The 21977-nt window shown below is 64.4% G+C and carries 17 protein-coding genes and 2 pseudogenes; 11 read left to right on the plus strand and 8 right to left on the minus strand.

The features are described 5' to 3' along the window. Nucleotides 1-918 (plus strand): DUF1559 domain-containing protein, encoded by a 918-nt coding sequence (locus VT84_RS26750; RefSeq protein ID WP_162271858.1) that lies wholly within the window; start codon nt 1-3, stop codon nt 916-918. An 8-nt stretch (nt 919-926) separates the two neighbouring features. Beyond that, on the plus strand, nt 927-1256 hold the full coding sequence (locus tag VT84_RS26755) for a tRNA-binding protein (RefSeq protein WP_082841654.1): 330 nt from the start codon (nt 927-929) through the stop codon (nt 1254-1256). Between the two features lie 19 nt (nt 1257-1275). On the opposite strand, the gene holA is transcribed toward VT84_RS26755, so the two are convergent. From holA to rho, 4 genes are all read right to left on the minus strand, one after another. After that, nucleotides 1276-2295: a DNA polymerase III subunit delta gene (holA, locus tag VT84_RS26760; RefSeq protein WP_082841655.1), complete on the minus strand. Its 1020-nt coding sequence runs from the start codon at nt 2293-2295 to the stop codon at nt 1276-1278. 57 nt (nt 2296-2352) lie between these two features. Then, a complete protein-coding gene (locus VT84_RS26765; RefSeq protein WP_082841656.1) occupies nt 2353-3009 on the minus strand; it encodes an NAD(P)H-hydrate epimerase in 657 nt (218 codons plus the stop codon). Between the two features lie 145 nt (nt 3010-3154). Next, nucleotides 3155-3793, minus strand: coding sequence for a hypothetical protein (locus VT84_RS40265; protein ID WP_204249843.1), 639 nt, complete (start codon nt 3791-3793; stop codon nt 3155-3157). Between the two features lie 104 nt (nt 3794-3897). Further along, nucleotides 3898-5373, minus strand: coding sequence for a transcription termination factor Rho (gene rho, locus VT84_RS26775; RefSeq protein ID WP_052561979.1), 1476 nt, complete (start codon nt 5371-5373; stop codon nt 3898-3900). A 718-nt stretch (nt 5374-6091) separates the two neighbouring features. On the opposite strand from rho, the gene VT84_RS26780 reads away from it, so the two are divergent. The 4 genes and pseudogenes from VT84_RS26780 (at nt 6092) to VT84_RS26795 (ending at nt 9828) form a co-directional block, all read left to right on the plus strand. Further along, nucleotides 6092-6553 (plus strand): hypothetical protein, encoded by a 462-nt coding sequence (locus VT84_RS26780; RefSeq protein ID WP_052561981.1) that lies wholly within the window; start codon nt 6092-6094, stop codon nt 6551-6553. 84 nt (nt 6554-6637) lie between these two features. After that, a pseudogene (locus tag VT84_RS41260) lies at nt 6638-6916 on the plus strand (DUF1559 domain-containing protein); the annotation flags it as partial. Next, nucleotides 6871-7683, plus strand: coding sequence for a DUF1559 domain-containing protein (locus VT84_RS41265; RefSeq protein ID WP_082841658.1), 813 nt, complete (start codon nt 6871-6873; stop codon nt 7681-7683). The pseudogene VT84_RS41260 and the gene VT84_RS41265, both read left to right, overlap by 46 nt. A 210-nt stretch (nt 7684-7893) precedes the next feature. Next, nucleotides 7894-9828, plus strand: coding sequence for a hypothetical protein (locus VT84_RS26795; protein WP_082841659.1), 1935 nt, complete (start codon nt 7894-7896; stop codon nt 9826-9828). A gap of 134 nt (nt 9829-9962) precedes the next feature. On the opposite strand, the gene VT84_RS26800 is transcribed toward VT84_RS26795, so the two are convergent. Next, entirely contained in the window at nt 9963-12335 is a 2373-nt protein-coding gene (locus VT84_RS26800; protein ID WP_082841660.1) for a DUF255 domain-containing protein, read from the minus strand. Between the two features lie 96 nt (nt 12336-12431). Then, nucleotides 12432-12815 carry a gamma-glutamylcyclotransferase gene (locus tag VT84_RS26805; RefSeq protein ID WP_162271859.1) on the minus strand — a complete coding sequence of 128 codons (384 nt, stop codon included), beginning with the start codon at nt 12813-12815 and terminating at the stop codon, nt 12432-12434. Between the two features lie 377 nt (nt 12816-13192). On the opposite strand from VT84_RS26805, the gene VT84_RS26810 reads away from it, so the two are divergent. The 5 genes from VT84_RS26810 to VT84_RS26830 all read left to right on the plus strand — a co-directional run bounded on the left by VT84_RS26810 (nt 13193) and on the right by VT84_RS26830 (nt 21011). Continuing rightward, nucleotides 13193-13678, plus strand: coding sequence for a chemotaxis protein CheW (locus VT84_RS26810; protein WP_052561990.1), 486 nt, complete (start codon nt 13193-13195; stop codon nt 13676-13678). Nucleotides 13679-13774: 96 nt separating this feature from the next. Further along, the gene (locus tag VT84_RS26815; RefSeq protein WP_082841662.1) at nt 13775-16099 is read left to right on the plus strand and encodes a methyl-accepting chemotaxis protein; all 2325 of its coding nucleotides are present in this window, start codon (nt 13775-13777) and stop codon (nt 16097-16099) included. A 261-nt stretch (nt 16100-16360) separates the two neighbouring features. Further along, the gene (locus VT84_RS26820) at nt 16361-18718 is read left to right on the plus strand and encodes a methyl-accepting chemotaxis protein (RefSeq protein ID WP_082841663.1); all 2358 of its coding nucleotides are present in this window, start codon (nt 16361-16363) and stop codon (nt 18716-18718) included. Nucleotides 18719-18965: 247 nt separating this feature from the next. Continuing rightward, nucleotides 18966-19505 (plus strand): hypothetical protein, encoded by a 540-nt coding sequence (locus tag VT84_RS26825; protein WP_082841664.1) that lies wholly within the window; start codon nt 18966-18968, stop codon nt 19503-19505. Between the two features lie 84 nt (nt 19506-19589). Further along, complete coding sequence (locus VT84_RS26830) at nt 19590-21011, plus strand: N,N-dimethylformamidase beta subunit family domain-containing protein (RefSeq protein WP_082841665.1); 1422 nt, start codon at nt 19590-19592, stop codon at nt 21009-21011. 45 nt (nt 21012-21056) lie between these two features. On the opposite strand, the gene VT84_RS26835 is transcribed toward VT84_RS26830, so the two are convergent. Both VT84_RS26835 and VT84_RS42440 read right to left on the minus strand, forming a co-directional pair. Next, entirely contained in the window at nt 21057-21695 is a 639-nt protein-coding gene (locus VT84_RS26835) for a flagellar hook-basal body protein (protein ID WP_082841666.1), read from the minus strand. Nucleotides 21696-21768: 73 nt separating this feature from the next. Next, a pseudogene (locus VT84_RS42440) lies at nt 21769-21837 on the minus strand (hypothetical protein); the annotation flags it as partial. Nucleotides 21838-21977 lie beyond the last annotated feature (140 nt).

Consider the following 21977-nt stretch of genomic DNA (forward strand, 5'->3'; position numbering starts at 1 on the left):
GTGTTCAAGAGAAAAGCGTTCACGCTGATCGAGCTATTGGTTGTCATCGCCATCATCTCGATTTTGATCGGGATGTTGTTACCGGCCGTACAGAAGGCGCGAGAAGCCGCGGCGCGCATAACCTGTGCCAACAACCTGAAGCAAATCGGGCTGGCCATGCACATGTACCACAACAACTTCGAGCGGTTGCCCCCGTCGCGCGTGTACGGGATCCACCCCATCGTCCCCCCTCCCCAAGCGGACAACCTGGTCTACGAGGGCGGCGCGACTTGGGCAGTGTTCATTCTGCCCCATCTCGAAGAGGAAAACTTTTACCGAGAATGGAGGCCCAATTTCACCTACTACGAACAGGGCACTATCACCCGGTACAACGTGAAGGGCTACTTCTGCCCGTCGCGCCGAACCAGCAAGGACGGCTTTAGTGTGTCCGGGGACGTCCCGCAGATCGCTCCTGCGAACTACCCCCACCAACCCGGCGGGTTGTCCGACTACGCGGCGGTCCTCGATCCGAGCGGAAGCGACTCGGCGAGCCAGGTGTCGGTCCAGGTTAACAACGCCGTGAACGGCCCGTTCCGGATGGAGACCGGGTTCCGGTTCGCCGATTTCACTGACGGGCTGACCAACACGCTCCTTATCGGTGAAAAGCAGGTTGCGAAGGGCAATCACGGGGTCGGGTGGACGGACTGTTCCACCTACAATGGGAACTACGCACGGTGTTGGAGCCGCTCCGCTTCGCGCTCCAACCCGTTGACAACGAACCCGACCGATACGGGATGGAAGTTCGGGAGCCGGCACTCCGGAGTCGTGCAGTTCTGCTTGGCCGATGGCAGTGTGCGGGCACTCCCAGAAACCACCGACCCGATCTTACTTGAGCGCCTCACGACGCGCAACGACGGGCAAGTGATCTCCGAATACTAAGGACTTTTGTGGAACCACTGGAAGCGTTCGGCCTCGTTGATGTGCGTATGGGGCGCGTCCTGCGTGCCGAACCGAACGCGGGCGCGCGGAAGCCGGCGTTCAAACTGTGGATCGACTTCGGGCCGCTCGGCGTGAAGCAGTCGAGCGCCCAACTCGTTGCGCTCTACACGGTTGAAGCACTCGTCGGCCGGCTCGTCGTGGCCGCGGTGAACCTGGGGACGCGCAAAATCAACGGGTTCAACTCGGAAGTGCTCGTTCTGGGCGCGCCGGACGCCGAAGGGAATGTCGTGCTGCTCGCGCCCGACCACGACGTCCCGCTCGGCGGCCGGATGTTTTGAATTGCTCGACCCGTTTGCATCACGCCTTTGCAAGAGCGAGCGGGCGCGCGAGGGTCACAACCAGGCGCTCGACTTGCACCCGTTCCGGAAGGGCGTTCCCGCCCTTCAAACCGTGGTTGATTTCGACCAGCCAATCGGGAAGTTTCAACAGTCGGCGCCCGCCGAGGTGCTTGAGCTGCTTATCGAAACTGATCCGCGCCTTGTCCCACTTCGGCACGTTGGCCGCATCCATCGCGGGACCGAGTGCCATTTTCTCTACTAAATGGAGCCGCCCCACGGTAGCGAGCTTGCGGAGCTGGGCCGTGAGCGGCCCGATAACGGCCATCGGGTCTTCGCCCTCGCCGAACAGTTCCTGAAGGATGCTCAGGGCCTCCCCCGGGCGCCCCTCGCCGACCGCGTCCATAATGCGGAACACGTCGGCCGCCTTGCTGCGGCCCACGAGTGCGTCCACGTCTTCGGCCGAAATACCGGGCTTGGAACCCACCGCGTTCGCGAGCTTGCCGATCTCCTGATCGAGCAAGCCCATCGACGTGCCGACGAGTTCGACGAGCAAGTCCGCAGCGCCTGCCACGAGCTTCTTTTTGTGTGCGGTCTTCGCCCATTCGACGCACCACGCCGAGAGCTTGTATATGGGCAGGGACTTGCACCCGATCTTGGCCGCGTCGGGGAGCGCTTTCGCGAGTTTGGTAGTTTCCGGGAACGTCTTGACGTCGAGAATCAGCACCCCGACGCGACTCGGTTTCGTGAAGTACGCCTCCAGCGCGGGCCGATTGTCCGTCACGAACTTGTCGGCATTTTCCACGATCACAACGCGACACGGAGCGAGGAACGGGAGTGTTTCGAGTTCGTTACGGGCCGTGGAGAAATCGAGTTTGTCTCCCGCGTACACGCTGACCGCGAACGACGGGTCTTCCTCCCCGAGCACGACAGAAATGATGCGCTCGCGGGCGTGCCGCTTCAGGAAGTCTTCGTCACCGACGAGGGCGTACACCGATTGGCGCTTGGAGTCCTTCGCCGCGAGGAATTGCAGTGCGTCCATGAATCGCGTTCCCTCACGCAGCGCGTTGTGACAATCCGTGTGATGTTACCAGCCGGCTCACGCCGGCCGCTCGCCAGTCTTCTGTTTGTATTCATCCACAAGGACACGCGGCGCGCCAATGTCAATCACGTGAACTTCGCCGGTCCAGGGCTTCGATGCGGTGTTGAGGAATCCGCGTTTATGGGCCACGAAGGTCGCGGTGTGCGTGGCTTTCACGGTCGGCCCAAGCGGTTCGCCCGTATCGCAATCGAGACCGGAGGGAATATCGATCGCGAGAACCGGACAGCGGGAGGCGTTTATTTGGGCGACGACTCCGTCGTAAGGGGCCGCAAGTGCGCGGCTCAACCCCGTGCCAAAGAGGGCATCTACGACCCACCCATCAAGGGCGCTGACCTGATCGCCGACAAGCCCGCTCGCTTTGGCCGCACCGTAGTTCACCGCGGCGTCACCCGTTAGCTTTTTCGCATCCGCCAGAAGCCACGCTTTCACCGGCCACCCGTGATTATCGAGGTGCCGCGCGATGACGAAGCCGTCGCCGCCGTTGTTACCCGGCCCGCACAGAATCACGACCGGCTTGCGCTCCAGATTCAGGCGCATGAGGAGTTCTGCGCACCCGCGGCCGGCGTTCTCCATGAGCACCACGCCCGGAACGCCGAACTCGTTGATGGCCCGGCGATCCAGTTCGCGTACCTCGTCCCGCGACAGCGTGAACATGGCGTGCCCTTCTCGGCGTTGTGGTTGTAACCCCTCCCCAACCCCTCCCCTAAACGGAGAGGGGCTTAAAACCATCACAGGTCGCGCGACGCCTGCTGTATTTGGTTTTGCTCCCCCTTCCTTTTTAGGGAAGGGGGGTGGGGGGTTAGGTCTTGCCCAAAACGAGGTCTGCGACCCAGCACCCGCGGACGTGAATCTGCTTCGGGTCGCGACAGTGGTCCAGCACATCCGCGCTGTCGCACCCGGCGTCTTGAAGCGCGTCCGCCAAGATCGGCATCGCGCTGAAGTCACGCGACTCGTACATCTGGGACGCAAGTGTGACTGCGTTGGACGTGCGCCACGAAGGGGAGAAAGAAACGGGGCGGAAGGGGTTGGCGAAAATATCGCGAGCGCAATCAGATAGTGCGGACAGAAGGAAATAATCAACAGTCTCACCGGGATCAAAATCCCAAACACCGAAGGCGACTACTCGCAGGAACGAATAATGTTCCCGCGCCTCTCTCGTCCGCGAATCGTCGCGGGCCATATCGATGTCAAAATCCAGCGCGTCTTGCTCGCTCCGCGTGAGTCCCCGACCCGTTTCCTCGAACACGCGCTCGTTATCCGCGATCTGTGCCGCCCACTCTTTGCGGATTTGAAACCTCCAGTGACGACACGCGGCAAAAGTGAACAGCAATTCTTTCCGCGGTAGTGAATCGTCTTCGCCGCGCAGGACGTGCTGCGGACAGACCTCGCGAAGCAGTTGGCAAGGGTTCGTCGATCTCAGCCATTCCGATTCTGTCATCGCGGATCTCGCCTCCAAACGCAAACACCCTCGATCACGGCGAACCGCGGTCGAGGGTGCCTTACGCTTCAACCCGCCGGCCATGCGGCCGGGGGGTGCTGAAGTTAGCCCAGGTTCATCGAGAGGAGGAACTCCATGTTGGACTTCGTCTTCCGCGACTTGTTCAGGAGCATTTCCATCGCTTCCACCGGGTGCATGTCGGCCAGCACGCGGCGCAGGATGCGCACCTTGTCGTACTCCTCCGGGTGCATCAGGAGCTCTTCCTTTCGCGTCCCGCTCTTCACCGCGTCGATGGCGGGATAAACCCGCTTCTCGACGAGCCGGCGGTCGAGGTGGAGCTCGCTGTTACCCGTGCCCTTGAACTCCTCGAAGATCACCTCGTCCATGCGCGAGCCGGTGTCCACCAGCGCCGTCGCCAGGATGGTGAGAGAACCGCCCTCTTCGACGTTACGCGCGGCACCGAAGAACCGCTTCGGCTTCTGCATCGCGTTGGAGTCGAGACCACCGGAGAGCAGCTTCCCGCCGCCCGGGGCCTCGGTGTTGTGGGCGCGGGCCAACCGCGTGATCGAGTCGAGAAGGATGATGACGTCCTTCTTCATCTCCACCATCCGCTTGGCCTTCTCCAGCACGATCTCGGAGACGTGGATGTGTTCTTCCGGCGGCTCGTCGAAGGTGCTCGCGACCACCTCGGCGTTCGGGCTGTTCACCAGCCGCTGCATTTCGGTCACTTCTTCCGGGCGCTCGTCCACGAGCAGCACGAACACGTAGGACTCGGGGTGGTTGCGGATGATCGCGTTGGCCATCTTCGCGAGCAGGATGGTCTTCCCGGTCCGCGGCGGGGCGACGATCAGCCCGCGCTGGCCCTTGCCCACGGGGGTGATGAGGTCCACGATCCGCATCGAGAGCTCGTCGGGCGCGCTCTCGAGCCGGAGGCGCTCGTTCGGGTGCAGCGGCGTGAGGTCTTCAAAGCTGGTGACGCCCGTCCCCTCGTCGGGGTGCTTGTTGTTCACCAGCTCGATCTGCATCAGGGCGAAGTTGTCCTGGTTCTCGATCGGGAGCCGGATCGGGCCTTCCACTACGAGCCCGGTGCGGAGGCTCATGCGGCGGATCTGCGACGGCGAAACGTAGATGTCTTCCGGGCTGGCGAGGTAGTTGTGCGCCTGGCTGCGGAGGAACCCGTAGCCGTCGGGCAGAACTTCCAGCGTGCCGGACCCGCGGACCACTTCGCCGCGCTCGATCTGCCGGCGCACGACGCCGACGATGAGTTGCGCCCGGCTCATCCCGGTGTGCTCGCGGATGCCCTCTTTCTCCGCGAGCGCGAAGAGTTCCGGCATCGGCATGCGGTAGAGATCGTCGAGGCGGGAGCCGGTGTGGACGGGGCGCGGCCGTTCGACGCGCTCGGGCCGCTCGCGCTCGACGCGCTCGGGGGGCGGAGCAACGGGGGCCGGGGCCGGCGGGGCGCCGGTAGCGGGACCAGCGGGGCCATCGGTCGGCTTGCGGAAGGGCCGCTTGGCGGCTGCGGCACGGAGAAGTGAGGGGCGCGGCAGTGGCGACCCTTCGACGCCCTTGGCGTCGGGCATAGCAGATCCTCGGTCAGAAGGGAAAAGAGGACTGGTGGCGGTCAACCGCCTCCCGGTCAGACGTGGCACGGGTGCCACCAAAAACGAGTTACGCGGGACCACTTCCCCGTAACGCTACTCAACAAAAACTCGGGTAGAGGATTCGCACAGACTTCCCCACACGGGGCGAGCACTATATTTGCAGTTCGATCGCCGATCGTCCAGTTTTAGCATTTCGTCCAAAACATCGGGCGAGGTGACCTACAGTGCCAAATAACAGGGGGGGAAGTCAAGACGCGTTATGAGCCGTAATTCTTCTCGGCTAACCACGCTAGTAAAGTGCGGGCTCCCAACTTACCGGCAGTCTACGCTATTCGCGTGCGACGTCAACCAGATTATAGGCAGTACACGACAAAAAATCCAGGTTTCCACCTGCGGAGTGTGAAGAGAACCGCAACGTACTGATTAAGCCATCAGTTACGGTCTTTTGGCGCGACTCAAAACGGCCCAATTTCAGACGTGGGCGTCCACGTCTGAACGTTATCAGACTAAAGGCCAGTTTCCCTACCAGGACGTGACTTGCGCAGTACAAACTGAATCACACAAACTGTATCGCACACATTCAAATTCTGATACAATATTCGCCCGGTCTTCATCTTCACAGGCCACCCCACCGTTACCGTAATGTTCGCGGATTTTTCCGCGCAACGCTTCGTCGGCCCGACGGGGGATCTGTTCCATGTCCTGTCTCTATTATCGCTCACTGGCAGGTGCGATTTTCGCCGCGTGCCTGATCGTGCTGGCCGGGTGCTCGTCCCGGTCGAACAAAATCCCCATTACCGGCGCGTTGACGGTCGACGGCGAGCCGGGGTCGCTGGCCACGCTCACGTTCTGGCCCGGCGACCCCAACGGCGAGGGCGCCGGGACGGTGTTCACGGACGACAAGGGTAACTTCGTGAGCGGGGACGCCAAAACCGGCACCGGCTTCGCGCCCGGTGAGTACAAGGTCACCGTGTCCCGGTTCCTCGATCGCCACGGCAAACCCGCCCAGGTGAGCGGGAAGAAGTCCGAAGCGTCGATGGAAACGCCCGCCAAAGAGTCCATCCCCGCGCCCTACCGCGACCGCAACAACACCCCACTTTCGATCAACGTCACCCACGATTCGGCGACGTTCACGCTGGAAGTCAAAGCGAAGAAGTGACCCCGCTCCCGACCGTCCCACCGCTGCCACAACCCGCACTGTGTCGTTGTCGTTCCTTTTTCCCACCCCATGATTGGTGAGCCAATGTCAACTCCGCGTCGCACCGGTTTCACCCTGATCGAACTGTTGGTCGTGATCGCGATCATTGCGATCCTCATCGGTCTGTTGCTCCCGGCCGTGCAAAAGGTCCGCGAGGCCGCGGCCCGCATGAAGTGCACGAACAACCTGAAGCAGATCGGGCTGGCGTTCCACAACATCCACACGACCGAAGAGCGGTTCCCGCCCGGCGCCCTGGACAACGGGGCCATGTGGTCGGCGTGGCTCATGCCGTACCTCGAACAAACGGCCGTCTACCAGGCGATCTGGGTGGTCCCGGAGAGCGGGCACAACGACGACGGGCTCGTCGGGCCGTCGGGCTCGAACGGGAACTGGGCCGTCGGCGGCGGGTCCGGGCGGCCCTCGCGAACGCCTCGATCACCGGCGCGAGCATCAACGAGCGCAACATCGCGGCGTGCGAGCTGCTGATCCCCGGGCTCCGGTGCCCGTCGTCCACGATCCCCGAGCACTCGTTCAGCCCGAGCTACGAGAACTGGTTCGTCGCCAAGCGCACCCCGATCAGCTACGCGGTGTGCGGGTCCGGCACGCGGACGCAGCTTTACGTCCACACCGACGTTCAGAACCTCGACGGCGCGTTCCAAAGCATCCGCCGGACGACGTGGGGCGGGCGCCTGCGGATGCGGGACTTCACCGACGGCCTCTCGAACACGGTCTTCGTGGGCGAAGAAGAGTACGCGCTCAAGACCTCGTACACCGACGCGGAACTCGACCTCCAGGGCGCCGCGCGCCGTAAGGCGTGCTGGCAGTTCGGCTCCGACAGCATCGACTGCGACTACGGGTTCAACGAAGCGTTCGGCTCGACCGGCGTGAAACTCAACTACCCGAAGAAGACCATCTCGGACCCGACCGCCGACCTGGAAGCCTACATCGCCAGCTTCGGCAGCCGCCACACCGGCGGGGCCAACTTCATGCTGGGCGACGGGTCCGTCCGGTTCATCCGCGACGGCATCGACCCGGCCACGTACAGCGGCCTGGGCACCCGCGCCGGGGGTGAAGTTCTCGGCGACTACTAACGTCCTCCTGTCGCTCGTCTTAATTTCGTGGCACAGGCCTCTGGCCTGTGTGAGTGATTCCACAGGCCAGAGGCCTGTGCCACGAAATTAAGACCGAAGCGCATCTCAACAAATCGCAGCCCGCGGTGGTACCGGCTGTAGAAATCGTGGCACCGCGACCAACGGCGCCACCCGTCAATCACCTCCGTGTGCTCATCGAACCGGTGCCCCATGCGTCGATTCGCGAATTGGAAGTTCGCCCTCCCCGTCCTCGGGTTGCTCGCGATCGGCGGAAGCGCATGGTACTTCCTGTTCGCGAAGGGCACCCGGTACGCACTGCCCGAAGCTACCGACTTGCGCCCGTTCGTTCGTGCCAATCCGCCGGTGCCGATCGTCTTTACGTCCCGGTCCGAGCCGGCAAGTTTTAAGGCCGCGGCCCCGGAAGCCGAGGGCTTCACGTACCCGGGAACGATCCCGTGGACAGCACAAGAAGGGCGCCTGCGGTTACTCGACACGAACGGCAAAGTGTACGAGTTGACGTGGGGCCGCGTGCTCCCGGACGGCGGCACGCTAATCGACGTGATGAGCCCGTCCGTTACGCTCGACGGCACGCGAATCCTGTTTGCCGGGCGGAAGGCGTCCCCCGATGCGGGGCGCTGGCGGATCTATCAGGTCAATACCGACGGAAGTGACCTCAAACCGCTGACCGGCGGACCGGACGATCCCGGGTGCCCCTCCCTTCCTCCACTACGATTCGCGCTCGACGGCGCGCGAATCCCGGACGCCGAACGCAAACACCTCGACTTCGATGACGTGGACCCGACCGACCTCGGACCCGCCGGGATCGCGTTCGCGTCGAGCCGAGTGCCGGACTTGGGGCGCGATCACACCCGGCGCTCCACACAAATCTGGGTGATGCCGGTCGGTGGAACACCGACCCTGCGGTCCGCGAACCGCAACAACGACCGCTGGCCGGTCCTCGTCTCCCAGGACATGATCGTGTTCAGCTTGTGGAGCCGGAACCGGGAAGTGGTGACGGCGGACCTCTCGGACGTGCGCCCGGTATCTACGGGGGGTACGTTCGCGACGCGGCCCCCGGACCACTGGATGGCCGCGCGGGTCACGCCCAACGGGGCCGATTTCGGCTACGCGGTCAAGTGCCCGGAACCGGTCTGGCGCCCGCGCCCGCTCTTTAACGGGCGCATCGTGTTCATGACAGAAGCCTCTGCCGGGCGCCTGCGCGTCGCTCAGGCCGATTGGGGGCACCTCCGCTCGGCTCCGAGTTCGCTCAGTGCGAGCGCGGAAATGCCGAGCACGGGCGGCGAACTCTCGTTCGGCCCCACACGCGACGCGGACGGGCGCGAGTTGTCCGCCGGGTGCCCATCCGCGTGCCCCGGTGGGGCGGTCCTCTTCGCCGCGTCCCCGGTCGAAGCGCTTCCGAGTGCCTTCGGACTCTACACCGCTTCGGACGACTGGACCGGCGCCCCACCAATCCCGGAACTCGTATTCGACGACCCCGCGCTCGCGGACGCCGAACCGGTCGCCGTTTATGCACGAGCGCTGACGCCCGAACCGGTCGTTCGCGCGGAACCGGCCGCGACCGGGTTCGCCCGCCCCGCGAAACTCAAGCTCGTCGACGGGCGGGAACACACCGGGCCGAGCGGATACATCGAGAACGCCTCGGTCCTCGACGCCATGTACATCGATCCGCCGGACGCGCCGGACCCGATTCGCTCGCCGATCCCGGACCCGCGTGCGACCAACAAACCGACGGGCTACCGGGCCCCGGCCATCTTACCGCCGCCCGATGTGCGTTCGGTCGCGTTCTATGCGTCGTACCGGGACCGGTTCGACGACCCGGCCCAACCGCGAATCACCGGCTCGTGGGAGAAATTGACGGTCGCGCCGCTCAACGACGAGGGGAAGTTATACACCTGGGTTCCGGCCGATCCCTCGACCCCGACCGTCGTGGTCGGGCTGAACGCGGACGGCAAAGTTGCGAAATGGACCGCGCCAACGAAGAGCGCGAACGGTCGCGCCCCCACGTTCTACGCCATCGCTGGCGACCATTACAGCGGCATCCGCGCGAACGGCTACCACTACTGCACCGGGTGCCACACCGGGCACACGTTCGCGGCCGCAGACATCCGCGAACGACAGAAATAGGGCCGACGATTGCCCCACACGAGCTACCCACTCACCGCTACCCACCGCCCTTGCGGGCGGGTTCGCCAAGCAACCGTGAACCCCGCCCGCAAGGGCGGTGGGTAGCAACGGACCACACGTGCTAACCGCGCCCCTCACTTCAACTTCAATTCGCTTGGGGGGAGGCACAATCCCTCTTTGCAGGCGTTCAGTTTCACCCGAACCTCGACTTCTCCTTCCCCGGCAGCAAACGTTCCCCGAATCGTCGCCGTGCCCTCGTACACGAGGTATTTCGAGCCGGTCGAATCGGTCAGCTCTTTCCCCTTCGGGTACTCCACTTTGGCCTCGACCTTCTTACCGCCGACATACACGGTCAGTTCGGTCTGAGATTCGGTCAGCATCTCCGAACCGACCGGGTTCGCGTACAGGTGCCACGGGGCCTCGACGGTCAAGGCGAGTGTAAACGCTCGCTTCCCGTCCTTCGGTGCGGCGAGCGTGAGCTTGGGTGTTACGACGTCGGCCGATTCCTTCGGCTTCTTCGGCTTCGGGTTGTCCTTCTGCGTGGCCTTATCGGGTTCGCCGGCCGCATCGAGCAACTCGTCGAGCGTGCGGAGCATGAGTGGCATGCTCGTGGGGTTGGTGCTCAGCGCCAGCGAGAACGATTTGACCGTGCGAATCCCGCGATCACGGTAGCTGTCGTCCTTCAGCTTCACCCCGAGCCGAAGCAGGTTGCGGGCCATCTGCGAGTTGCCCGACGGCTGCACGCCGTCGTAACTGTCCTTCGATCGCGCGAAGAGCTTCTCGCTATCCGCCGCGGCGAAGAAGAACCCGCCGCCGACCGCGTCGCCGTAGTGCTTCACCGCGAGGTCGGTGAGCTGCTTCGCCGCGTCGAGCCACTTCTGTTCACCGGTCGCGTCGTGCAGGTTCAGTAAGCCGTGAATCAAATAGGCGTAGTCGTCAATGAACGCGGCGCCCTTCGGGGTCGGCTTCTCGCCCGGCGCCGCGGCGAAGATGCGGAACAGGCGCCCGTCCTTGTCGCGCATCCGCGTGAGAACGAAGGTCGCCGCGTCCGCCGCCGTTTGCGTGTACGCCTTCTCTTTGAAGATCTCCCCGGCCTTCGCGTACCCGGCAATCATTTGCCCGTTCCAAGCCGTGATGATCTTCGTGTCGAGGAACGGACGCTCGCGCTTCGCGCGCACGTCGAACAGTTTCTTCTTCAATAGTTCGAGTTTGGCGAACAGTTCCGCTTCGGTCAGCTTCTGTTCCTTCGCGATCTCCGAGAACGCTTTCGGCAACCGCAGGATGTGGAACTTCTCCTCGAAGTTCGGGCTCGTGACGCCGTACACGGCCTTGAACAACGCGACATCGGCCTCGGCACCGAGAACCTTCTTGATCTCGTCCGCGGTCCAGACGTAGAACTCGCCTTCCTTCTCGTTGCTGTCCGCGTCGAGAGCGGAGTAGAAGCCCCGCTCCGGCGCCGTCATCTCGCGCTTGATGAACCCGAGCGTCTCGGCCACCACGCGCTTGTACTCCGGGCGCGGGTCGAGCGCGTGGGCCTCGCTGTACAGTTCGACCAACTGCCCGTTGTCGTAGAGCATCTTCTCGAAGTGCGGTACGGTCCACGTGCGCTCGGTGCTGTAGCGGTGGAACCCGCCCCCGAGGTGGTCGTAGATGCCCCCTTCGAGCATCTTCGCGAGCGTGGTGGTGGTCAGCTTCGCGAGCCGCTCGTTACCCGGCTTTTTGCTCTGGGCGAGCAGGAACCCCCACACGGGCGGGCGCGGGAACTTCGTACCGCGGAAGTCGCGCCGCTTGTTCCCGGTGCCGCCGTGCTCCGGGTCGATGTCGAACGCATCCACCCCACCGGTCACCAGTTCGCGCTTGATCGGCACGAGCGCAACGATGCGACTGTTCGCGTCGAGCATCTCGATCGTGCGCTTCGCGATGCGCTCGGCCTGCGCCTCCAGATCAGCGCGATCCTTGTCGAACTCGATGACCTTACCCAGCACCGTCTTGAACCCGGGGACCGTGTCCTCACCGACCTTCTTGTCTTCGGGCGGGAAGTAGGTCGCGCCGAAGATCGGTTTGCCCTCGGGCGTGAGGAACATGCTCAGCGGCCACCCGCCCTGTTGGTCGCTCGCTTGCAGCGCGGTCATGTAGATCTCGTCAACATCCGGGCGCTCCTCGCGGTCCACCTTGATGCACACGAAATTCGTGTTAAGGATCTTCGCGATTTCGGCGTTGGAGAACGACTCGCGCTCCATCACGTGGCACCAGTGACACGCGCTGTAGCCGATCGACAGGAAGATGAGTTTCTTCTCTTTCTTCGCGCGCTCGAACGCTTCCGGCCCCCACGGGTACCACTCGACCGGGTTGTAAGCGTGTTGGAGTAAGTACGGGCTGCTCTCTTTCGCGAGCTTGTTCGGCTTCCCCTTCTCTTTCGATTTCTCCTTGGGCTGCGCAGCGCCCGAAGTGGATAACGCGAGTACACACGCGGCACACAGCAGGAAGGCGAACAGGCGGCATCGCATGGCCGGGCCTCCGAAGAAGACGTTCGACAGGATTAACAGGATAGACAGGATGAACGCAAGAAGCCCGTCTTCAATCCCGAAGGCACATGAATTCTGTCAAGAATCTCGACCCGATCCGCCCGCGAGCGGCCAACGGTCACCGGTTCGCGCGCCCGCGGGAGCGGGGACGTTCGTGTAGTACGCCCACACCGATTCGTACCCGGGGATCTCGACAAGGTCGCGCACGAACAAGTTCGGCACGTCCTCGAACTCGTCCAGTTCCGCGAGCCCGCGTGCGTCCACGGCGAACAGTTCCCCGTGAACCGCGAGGCCATTCACCGCGTCGCGAATCAGCCCGGGGTACGGCCCGAGATCGACCACTCGATACCGGGCCGCGGTCGCTACTTCCGCAACGAACTCTTGGTCCGCGATCCGGGGATAATTGCGCCCGCCGCGTTTTAGTGTGCCATATACGAATAGGAGCGTTATTGCTGACGCCACAATCACTTACCTCGCTCGAGAAAATTATTCGCGGGCCTAAAAAATAAGGGATCACGGCAATCCGGGCACGAGTGTTTGATGGTGCAGCAATAGAACTCGCGCGGCACCAAATCGGGCGCGGCGCGAACCGTCGAGACGAGAAGTGTCGACCGCCCCACGAACCGATGGCGATGATCCTACCAGGTGCCCCCGGATCGGTGCCCGCCCCTGTGCGGCCCAAGTGAGCGAACGGGTAGAAATTTTCTCCGTCGTCATTCGATAAAGAGCAATAAGTAGCGGGTCCGCATACGACGGGGACGGTGCGCCGATCGGAAGGCGCGCCCGGTCCGGTGGCACCGCTACGTTTCGTCAGACCCGCGCCCCCGTTGAGAGATCCTGTGAGCACTGCCAACACGAGCGACCTGACCGGTTCCCCGGACGTGAGCCAGTTCCTGACGTTCCGCTTGGGGGACGAGGAATACGGTCTGGGCATCCTGCGCGTGCAGGAAATCAAAGGGTACTCGAAAATCACCCCGCTGCCCAACACCCCCCGAGAAGTCAAGGGGGTTATGAACTTGCGCGGGGCCGTGGTCCCGATCATCGACCTGCGCGCCCGGCTCGGGCTGCGCGAGGCCGAGTACACCGTGTTCACGGTCATCGTCGTGGTCACCGTGGGCACCAAGATCGTGGGCCTGGTCGTGGACGCCGTGTCCGACGTACTCAACGTCGGCGCGAACGAGATGGTCCCGACCCCGGACCTCGGTTCGGGCGTGGACACCTCGTTCCTCAACGGGATCGCGCGCACCGGCGAGCGCCTCGTCTCGCTCCTCAACATCGACAAACTGGTCGGCGCGTCGGACGTGGGCGCAACCGCTCTCGCGTAACCGCGCCGTGAAACAGAATCGCCCATTATCTCCCCGCTCGGCCGGTGTACGGCCCGAGGGTACCGTTTAATGTCTTCTTCAACGTGGAACTAACTCATGGCCAAGTTTAACGACCTCGGGATCGGCACCCGCCTCATCGGGGGATTCTTGCTACTAGCAGTCGCGTGCGCCGCGGTCGGGTTCTGGGGCATCCGGTCCATGACCGAGATCAACGCCGCTCTGGAGAACTCGAACGGGAACCTGCTCCCGTCGGTCCGGGCCATCACCGACCTGCGGAGCTCGTTCAGCGCGGTCCAGCGGGCCGAGCGCGCCATGCTCGTAGCCGCGGGGAACAAGGACGAGGCGACCCGAAGCCAGGCCGCGGGCGCACAAGAAACCGCCTGGACCAAAGCGCGCGAGTCGCAGAAGCGCTACGAGTCGTTCCCCATGACCGACAAAGAGAAAAAGATCTGGAGCGACTACCTGCCGCGCCTGGAAGAGTTCCGGCGGGACCACGAAGCGACGATGGCGGCCCTCAAATCCGGCGACCTCGAAAAGGCCGAGAAGTTATCTCTCGCTTCAGGCCCCAACGCGGCGAAGCTGAGCGCGCTGTTGAACGACCTCTGCGATCTCCAGGGCGAGATCGCGGAGAGCGAATCCAAGGAAGCCAAGGAGCAGTTCGCGTCGGCCAAAACGACCATGTACGCGGTCATCGGGGGCGCGGTTCTCTTGGCCGTCGGGCTCGGGATCTTCTTCCGCAACCTGATCGTGAACCCGCTGAACGCGACCGTGAAAGTGCTGCAAGCCGTGGCCTCGGGCGACCTGACTCAAAAAGCAACGGTGACCTCGGTCGACGAGTTCGGGCAAATGGGCGCCGCCCTCAACGCGACCGTCCAGGGCATTCACACCGCACTCCAACAGGACAAAGTGAGCTGGGAGGTCGTGGGCAAGCAGCGCGCGGAGAACGCGGACTACATCGGCCAGATCATGGCCATCGGGCGCGCCCAGGCGGTGATCGAGTTCAAGCTCGACGGGACCATCGTAAGCGCCAACGATAACTTCCTCGCGCTCGCGGGGTACTCGCTCTCCGAGATCCAGGGCCGGCACCACAGCACGCTCGTGGACCAGGCCTACGCTTCGAGTTCCGAGCACCGCGATTTCTGGAGCCGGCTGAACCGCGGGGAGTACATCGCGGGCGACTTCAAGCGGATCGGCAAGGGCGGCAAAGAGGTCTGGTTGCAGGCCTCGTACAACCCGATCCTGGACCTCAACGGCAAACCCTACAAGGTCGTCATGTTCGGCTCCGACGTTACGGCCGCCAAGAACATGGAACAGAAGGTGAAAGAGGACGCGGCCGAGTTGCAACAGAAAGTCGCGGCGATCACCGTCTCGGTGAGCGCACTGGCCGCGGGCGACTTCACCCAAGAGGCACCGAACCTGGGCAACGATACCGTGGGCCAGATGGCCGCCGCGCTCAACAAGGCCGTGGTCTCGGTCCGCACCGCACTCGAAGGGGTGCGCGAGGTGTCCGAGCAGCTCGCCGACGCCTCGGGCCAACTCTCCTCGGCCAGCGAGGAAATCTCGACCGGCGCTCAGGAGCAAGCGAGCAGCCTCGAAGAAACGGCCAGCACCCTTGAAGAGATCACCGCCACCGTGCGCCAGAACGCCGATAGCGCGCAGCAGGCCCGGCAACTCGCGAGCAGTTCCCGGGACGTCGCTGAGAAGGGCGGTCAGGTCGTGGGCAACGCGGTCGACGCGATGAGCGAGATCAATCAGTCGTCGAAGAAGATCGCGGACATCATCACGACGATCGACGAGATCGCGTTCCAGACCAACCTGCTCGCCCTCAACGCCGCAGTGGAGGCGGCCCGAGCCGGCGAGCAGGGCCGCGGGTTCGCCGTGGTCGCAAGCGAAGTCCGAAACCTGGCCCAACGGTCGGCCACGTCCGCGAAGGAAATTAAGTCGCTGATCGAGGACTCGGTCAAGAAAGTCGATGCGGGCACCGAACTCGTGAACCAGTCCGGCTCGACGCTGGGCGAGATCGTGACGAGCGTGAAGCGCGTCACCGACATCATCACGGAGATCGCGGCGGCCGGAAAGGAACAGTCCGTGGGGATCGAGCAGGTCAATAAGGCCGTGTCTCAGATGGACGCGGTAACCCAGAAGAACGCCTCTCAGACCGAAGAGATGTCGGCCACGGCCCAAACGCTGACGGACCAGGCCGGACAGCTCCGCGACCTCGTCGCCCGGTTCAAGCTCAGTGAGAACGGGCGCTCCGTCCCGCGTCCCGCGTCCCGCCCCGCTCGCGCGAAGGCCCCGGCGTCCAAGCCCCGGCCCGCGGTGGCCCGCGCGATGAGCAACGGGCACTCCAACGGTAACGGGAAAGGCCACGCCCACGAACTCGACCGCCTCGGCGGTGACGACGGGTTCACCGAGTTCTAAAAAGTTCCCGCTCGCCTCGTGGTCCGCCAGGAGGCGAGCAGTTCACCTCTCACGTCTCTCTCAGATCGATTCAAAATTCCGGCGCCGGCACAGATATCTCATTGCATACTTGGATTGTTCGCCCGACGTCCAACCCATGTCCACCTCCGACATTGAATGGTCCGATCGGGCTCCCCGCCCCTGCACCAACACTTGCTGTGTGACCGGTGAGCGGCCCAGCTCTCATCGCCCCACACGGCGCCTCTCCCAGAGTGCCATGTCATGAACTGGTTTCGCAATCAAACCGTAATGGCCAAACTCCTCCTCGGGTTCTCGGCCGTTTGTGGGATCGTCGCGGCGAGCGGCGCGCTCGGGTACCGCGGCCTCTCGACGTCGCGCGAGGGAATGCGGGTTCTGTACGCCGACTACACGGTCGCGGGCACGGACCTGGCCAAAGCGTCCGTCAACCTGGCCCGGTTCCGGAACAACATGGTTTTCGCCGTGAGCGCGCGCGACCAACAGACGGTGGACCGGATCCTCGGAACCCAGCGCGGCCTGCGCGAGCAGATCACGAGCGGCCTGGACGCCTATGCCGCAACGGAGCTCCGCGTCTCGCACAGCGGGCGCGACGAGAGGAAAGACCTGGACAAGGTCCGCGCCGGCGTCAAGGCGTACTTCGAGGCCGCGGACCAAACGGCCCAGGCCCTCCAAAATTACTGGCGCGCCGACACCGACAAGGAGCGCGAGGGCCACAAACAAAAGATGACCGCGGCCATGTTCTCCGCCGGTCCCAAGTTTGAAACCGCGACGGCGGCCATCGACGAGCTCATACAAACCGTGACCGAAGTGGCCCGGGACATCAACGAGGACGGGAACGCGGCCGCCCGGTCCGCCCAGCAGACGCTCATCGGGGGCACGACGTGCGCCGGGCTCGCGAGCATGTTTATCGGGCTCGCACTCGCGCGCGCGATCACCCGGCCCCTCGTTCAGACGGTCGCCGTGCTGGAAGCGGTCGCGAACGGCGACCTGACCCCGAAGGTCGAGGCCCACAGCCGGGACGAGCTCGGCCGGATGGCCGCGGCCCTGAACGCCACGACGAGCGGGATCCGAACCGCGCTGGGCCAGGACCGGGTCGACTGGCAGCAGGTCGGTAAGCAGCGCGAGCTGAACGCGGACTACGCGGTCCAGATCGCGGCCATCAGCCGGTCCCAGGTGGTGATCGAGTTCAAGATGGACGGGACCATCACAAACGCCAACGAGAACTTCCTGCGCACCACCGGCTACGGCCTGTCCGAGATCCAGGGCCGGCACCACAGCATGTTCGTGGACCGGGGGTACGCGGCCGGCCCCGAGTACGGCGAATTTTGGGCGAAGCTGAACCGGGGCGAACCGATCACGACCGAGTTCAAGCGGACCAGTAAGGACGGCAAGGAGGTCTGGATCCAGGCCTCGTATAATCCGATCCTGGACCTCAACGGCAAGCCCTACAAGGTCGTCAAATACGCCACCGACGTGACCGCGGCCAAGAAGCTCGAACAAAAAGTCAAGAACGACGCGGCCGAGTTGCAGCACAAGGTCGCGGCGATCACCGTCTCGGTGAGCGCACTGGCCGCGGGCGACTTCACCCAAGAGGCCCCGGACCTGGGCAACGATACCGTGGGCCAGATGGCCGCCGCGCTCAACAAGGCCGTGGTCTCGGTCCGCACCGCGCTCGAAGGGGTGCGCGAGGTGTCCGAGCAACTCGCCGACGCCTCGGGCCAACTGGCGTCCGCGAGCAACGAGATCTCGACGGGCGCCCAAGAGCAGGCCTCGAGCCTCGAAGAAACGGCCAGCACCCTCGAAGAGATCACCGCGACCGTGCGCCAGAACTCCGACAGCGCGCAGCAGGCCCGGCAACTCGCGAGCAACTCCAAGGACATCGCCGAGCGCGGGGGCCAAGTGGTGGGCAACGCGGTCGACGCGATGAGCGAGATCAACCACTCGTCGAAGAAAATTTCCGAAATCATCACGACGATCGACGAGATCGCGTTCCAGACGAACCTGCTCGCTCTGAACGCCGCGGTCGAAGCCGCCCGGGCCGGGGAACAGGGGCGCGGGTTCGCGGTCGTCGCGTCCGAAGTTCGGAACCTCGCTCAGCGCTCCGCGACCGCAGCGAAGGAAATCAAGGCGCTGATCGAAGACTCGGTCAAGAAGGTGGACGCGGGAACCGAACTCGTGAACCGCTCCGGGGCCACGCTCGGTGACATCGTAACGAGCGTGAAGCGCGTGACGGATATCGTCACCGAGATCGCCGCGGCCAGCAAGGAACAGTCCACGGGCATCGACCAGGTGAACAAGGCCGTCTCCCAAATGGACTCGGTCACGCAGCGCAACGCCTCCCAGACCGAAGAAGTGTCCGCCACGGCCGAGTCCCTCACGGACCAGGCCGGCCAGCTCCGTGACCTCGTCGCCCGGTTCAAACTCGGCGACGAACGCGCCGCGCCGCGCCCGGGGGCCAAACCCACTCGGGCCAAGGCCCCCGCAACGAAGCCGCGGTCTGCGGTCACCCGCGCGTTAAACAAGGCGAATTCTAGCGGGACCGGGCGCTCCCACGAACTCGATCGCCTGGGTAACAACGATGGTGGGTTCACCGAGTTCTAAGCCCGCGGTGCGACTAAACGCCGCGAGCGGCCGGGGGTACCCGACCGCTCGCGGCGTTTAGTCGCACCCGGCACCGCGCACGAGATCGCGCAACCGAGTGCGCGGTGCCGTAAGAGGAACGCGCCCCGGTAAACCGGGCAACCCGCTCGCCCTGGCAATCTTACATTCTGGCGCTTTTCCCAGTCGCGGGCGCGGCGGTTGCGAAGCGTCATGCGGTTCGGATCACGTCCCGGTAAGGAGACCGATCATGTCCCTGGCACAAACGCTGCTCGCCCCGGTCGTTGCGATAGCCGTTTCTCTCGGCGGCGCGGCAACCGCGAACCCCGTCGATGAGCACATCCCGGCGCCCGCAATCGGAACCACGCAAACGCTTCCAGTACTGTCCTTATCGCTCGCAGTCGGCGGGACCGGGCGCGAGTCCCAGCGCGCGGTCTACTCGCCGCCCCCGGGGTGGTACGTGCGCAGTCACCGCGTCGTCGCCACCAACCGCTACGGCACGGTGACCTTCGCCGTGAGCACCGTGCCCGCCGGATGGGACTGGCGGTCCGATGAGCAGGCCGCGTTCGCGGGCAAGTCGAGCGCGAGCGGCGCGGTGAGCGCGTACAAAATCGCCGGAGGCGGTCAGCTCGCCAGCGCACGCGACGCCACCACTACCGACCACCGCACGGTGGCATCGAGTCACCACATCCTCGTTCTCGACGCCACCGCACGCGGGTCCGGGTTCCTTCAGAGCGGCAGCGGCGCGGATCTGACCGTGGTGGCGGAACTCGTCTTCCTGGGCAAATGAGCGCGGTCCCGGAATCGTTTTGCTCGCAGTTCACACTCATTGGTACACTGCGGTTCTCCCACGCTGCCCTCTGGACCCGCTGCCATGAACGAACCCGTCTCCCGTCGGACCGCGCTGCAAACCGGCGCCGCGGTCGCACTCGGTAACACGCTGCCCCGAAAGGCCCGCGCCGCGCAACCGCCGAAGCGCCCGCTCGTCGAAGCCTACGCGATGCCTCAAAGCTACGCTGCGGGCGAGGACGTGAAGGTGCGGCTCTCGTGTTCCGAAGGGGGGTACTGGTACAAGGTCTACCGCCACGGGGCGACGAAAGAGGAGGTCGAGGGCGGGTGCGTCGAGAACCCGCGAGCGCACGACGTCCCCAAGGACGCCTCGTCCCACGGGTGCCGCTGGCCGGTCGGCCTGACCGTGCGCACGGCGGGCTGGAAGACAGGCTACTACTCCGTGGCATTCGGGAGCGTGGCGGCCCCGGCGGGCGAACTCGCGAGCGCGTTCTTCGTCCTCCGACCGAAGCACCCGGGGCGCGACGCGAACATTCTCATCCAGCTCTCGACCAACACCTATAACGCATACACGAACTGGAACGGCTACAGCCTCTACTCCTACCACGGCCGGCACAAGGTCCAGGGGCGGCGCGTGTCGTTCGACCGGCCCCAGCACTCGCAATTCCCGCAGTGGGAAGAGCCGTTCGGGAAGTGGGCCGAGAAAGCCGGCTACGCGCTCGACTACTGCACGAACCTCGATCTCGAATTCCACCCGGAGTTGCTCAAGAGCTACAAGCTCGTGCTCAGCGTCGGGCACGATGAATATTGGTCCGCGCCGATGCGCGACAACCTGGAAGCGTTCATCGGCACCGGCGGGAACGTCGCGTTCTTTAGTGGGAACACGTGCTGCTGGCAGGTGCGAACGGAAGAAGAGGGGCGCGCGCTCGCGTGCTGGAAGCAGGCGTTCGGCGACGACCCCGTCTACAAGTCGGGCGACCACAAAACGCTCACGTCGCTCTGGAGCCACTACCTCGTGAACCGCCCGGAGAACCAGCTCACCGGCGTCGGGTTCCTCTGGGGCGGGTACCACCGCAGTCACGACCAACTCATGGACGGCAGCGGCGCGTTCACGGCCCACCGGCCCGACCACTGGCTCTTCGCGGGCACGAACCTCAAGCGGGGCGACACGTTCGGCGCGAAGCTGCCCGGGTACAAGGTCGTGGGCTACGAGTGCGACGGGTGCGAACTCGTTTGGAAGGACGGGCTCCCCTTCCCCACTCACACCGACGGCACGCCGAAGAACTTCGAGGTGCTCGCGACCGCCCCCGCCCGCTGGCACCCGGACGACTGCGAGTGGTACGAGAAGTGGCAGAAGGGTCGCGCCGGGAACGCGGTCGTCGGCACCTACACGCGCGGCGGAACGGTTGTGACCGTCGGGACTACGGATTGGAGTTTCGGGCTGCGCGGGAACGACGCGAACGTCGTCCGCATCACCAAAAACGTGTTGGACAAGTTGGGGAAGTGAAAGTTGCGCGGGGCGGCGATCACACCGCCCCGGTCCTACTGAACACTACTGGATCAGGTCCGCGGTCGTCTGGAGCACCTGGCTCTCGACCTGGAGCGACTGCGTGTTGAACTGGAACGCTTGCTGGGCGATGACCAGGTTCACGAGTTCCGAGGTGACGTCCACGTTCGACTGTTCCAGGGAGCCCGAGGTCAGGGTGCCCAGCCCGTTCGTGGTCGGGACGTCGGTCACGCCGTTCCCGGACGCGGGGGTCGCGGTAAAGGTGTTATCCCCGAGCCGCAGCAGCCCGCCCGGATTGAGGAACCGCGTGAGCGTGAGCTGCCCAACGACCTGCGTGCTGCCGTTCTCGTTGACCGCGGTCACAACCCCGTTGGGCGCCACCGAAATGGAGTCGGTGCCTGCCGGGAGTAAAATGCCACCCGCTAACCGGAACCCGTCCGGTGTGACCAACTGACCGGTGTTGTCGACGATGAAGTCGCCCGCGCGCGTGTACCCGGTGGTCCCGTCCGGGAGAACCACGGAGAAGAAGCCTTCCCCGTTGATCGCGATATCGAAATTGCCCCTCGACTGCTCCAGCCCGCCCTGAGTGAACTGCCCCGTGACCGAATCGACCACGACGCCGTTCCCGATCTGGATGCCCCGGGCGGCGTGATTCCCGCCGTGCTCGCCCCGGCCGGCGCCCAACGTAAAGGAGATCCTGAAACGTGATCTGCGCCGTCTTGTACCCGGGCGTGTTCGAGTTCGCGACGTTGTTGCTGGTCACGTCGAGGAAACTGGACGCGGCCTGGATGCCGGTACTGCTGGACGAGATGGCGCTGTAAAGCATGGTATCGCTTTGTGTGTTGTGGGACCGCGGCGCCCGTTTCTGACAGTTTCGGTTCCGCCCGGCCCGAAGCGAAACCCGTTCGCCCCTCGATCCCGCGAACTCGGGCGGTCACGAGCCGACGACCCGAGCAATTGCCCCGA

This window comes from Gemmata sp. SH-PL17 (assembly GCF_001610855.1).
Lineage (GTDB): Bacteria > Planctomycetota > Planctomycetia > Gemmatales > Gemmataceae > Gemmata > Gemmata massiliana.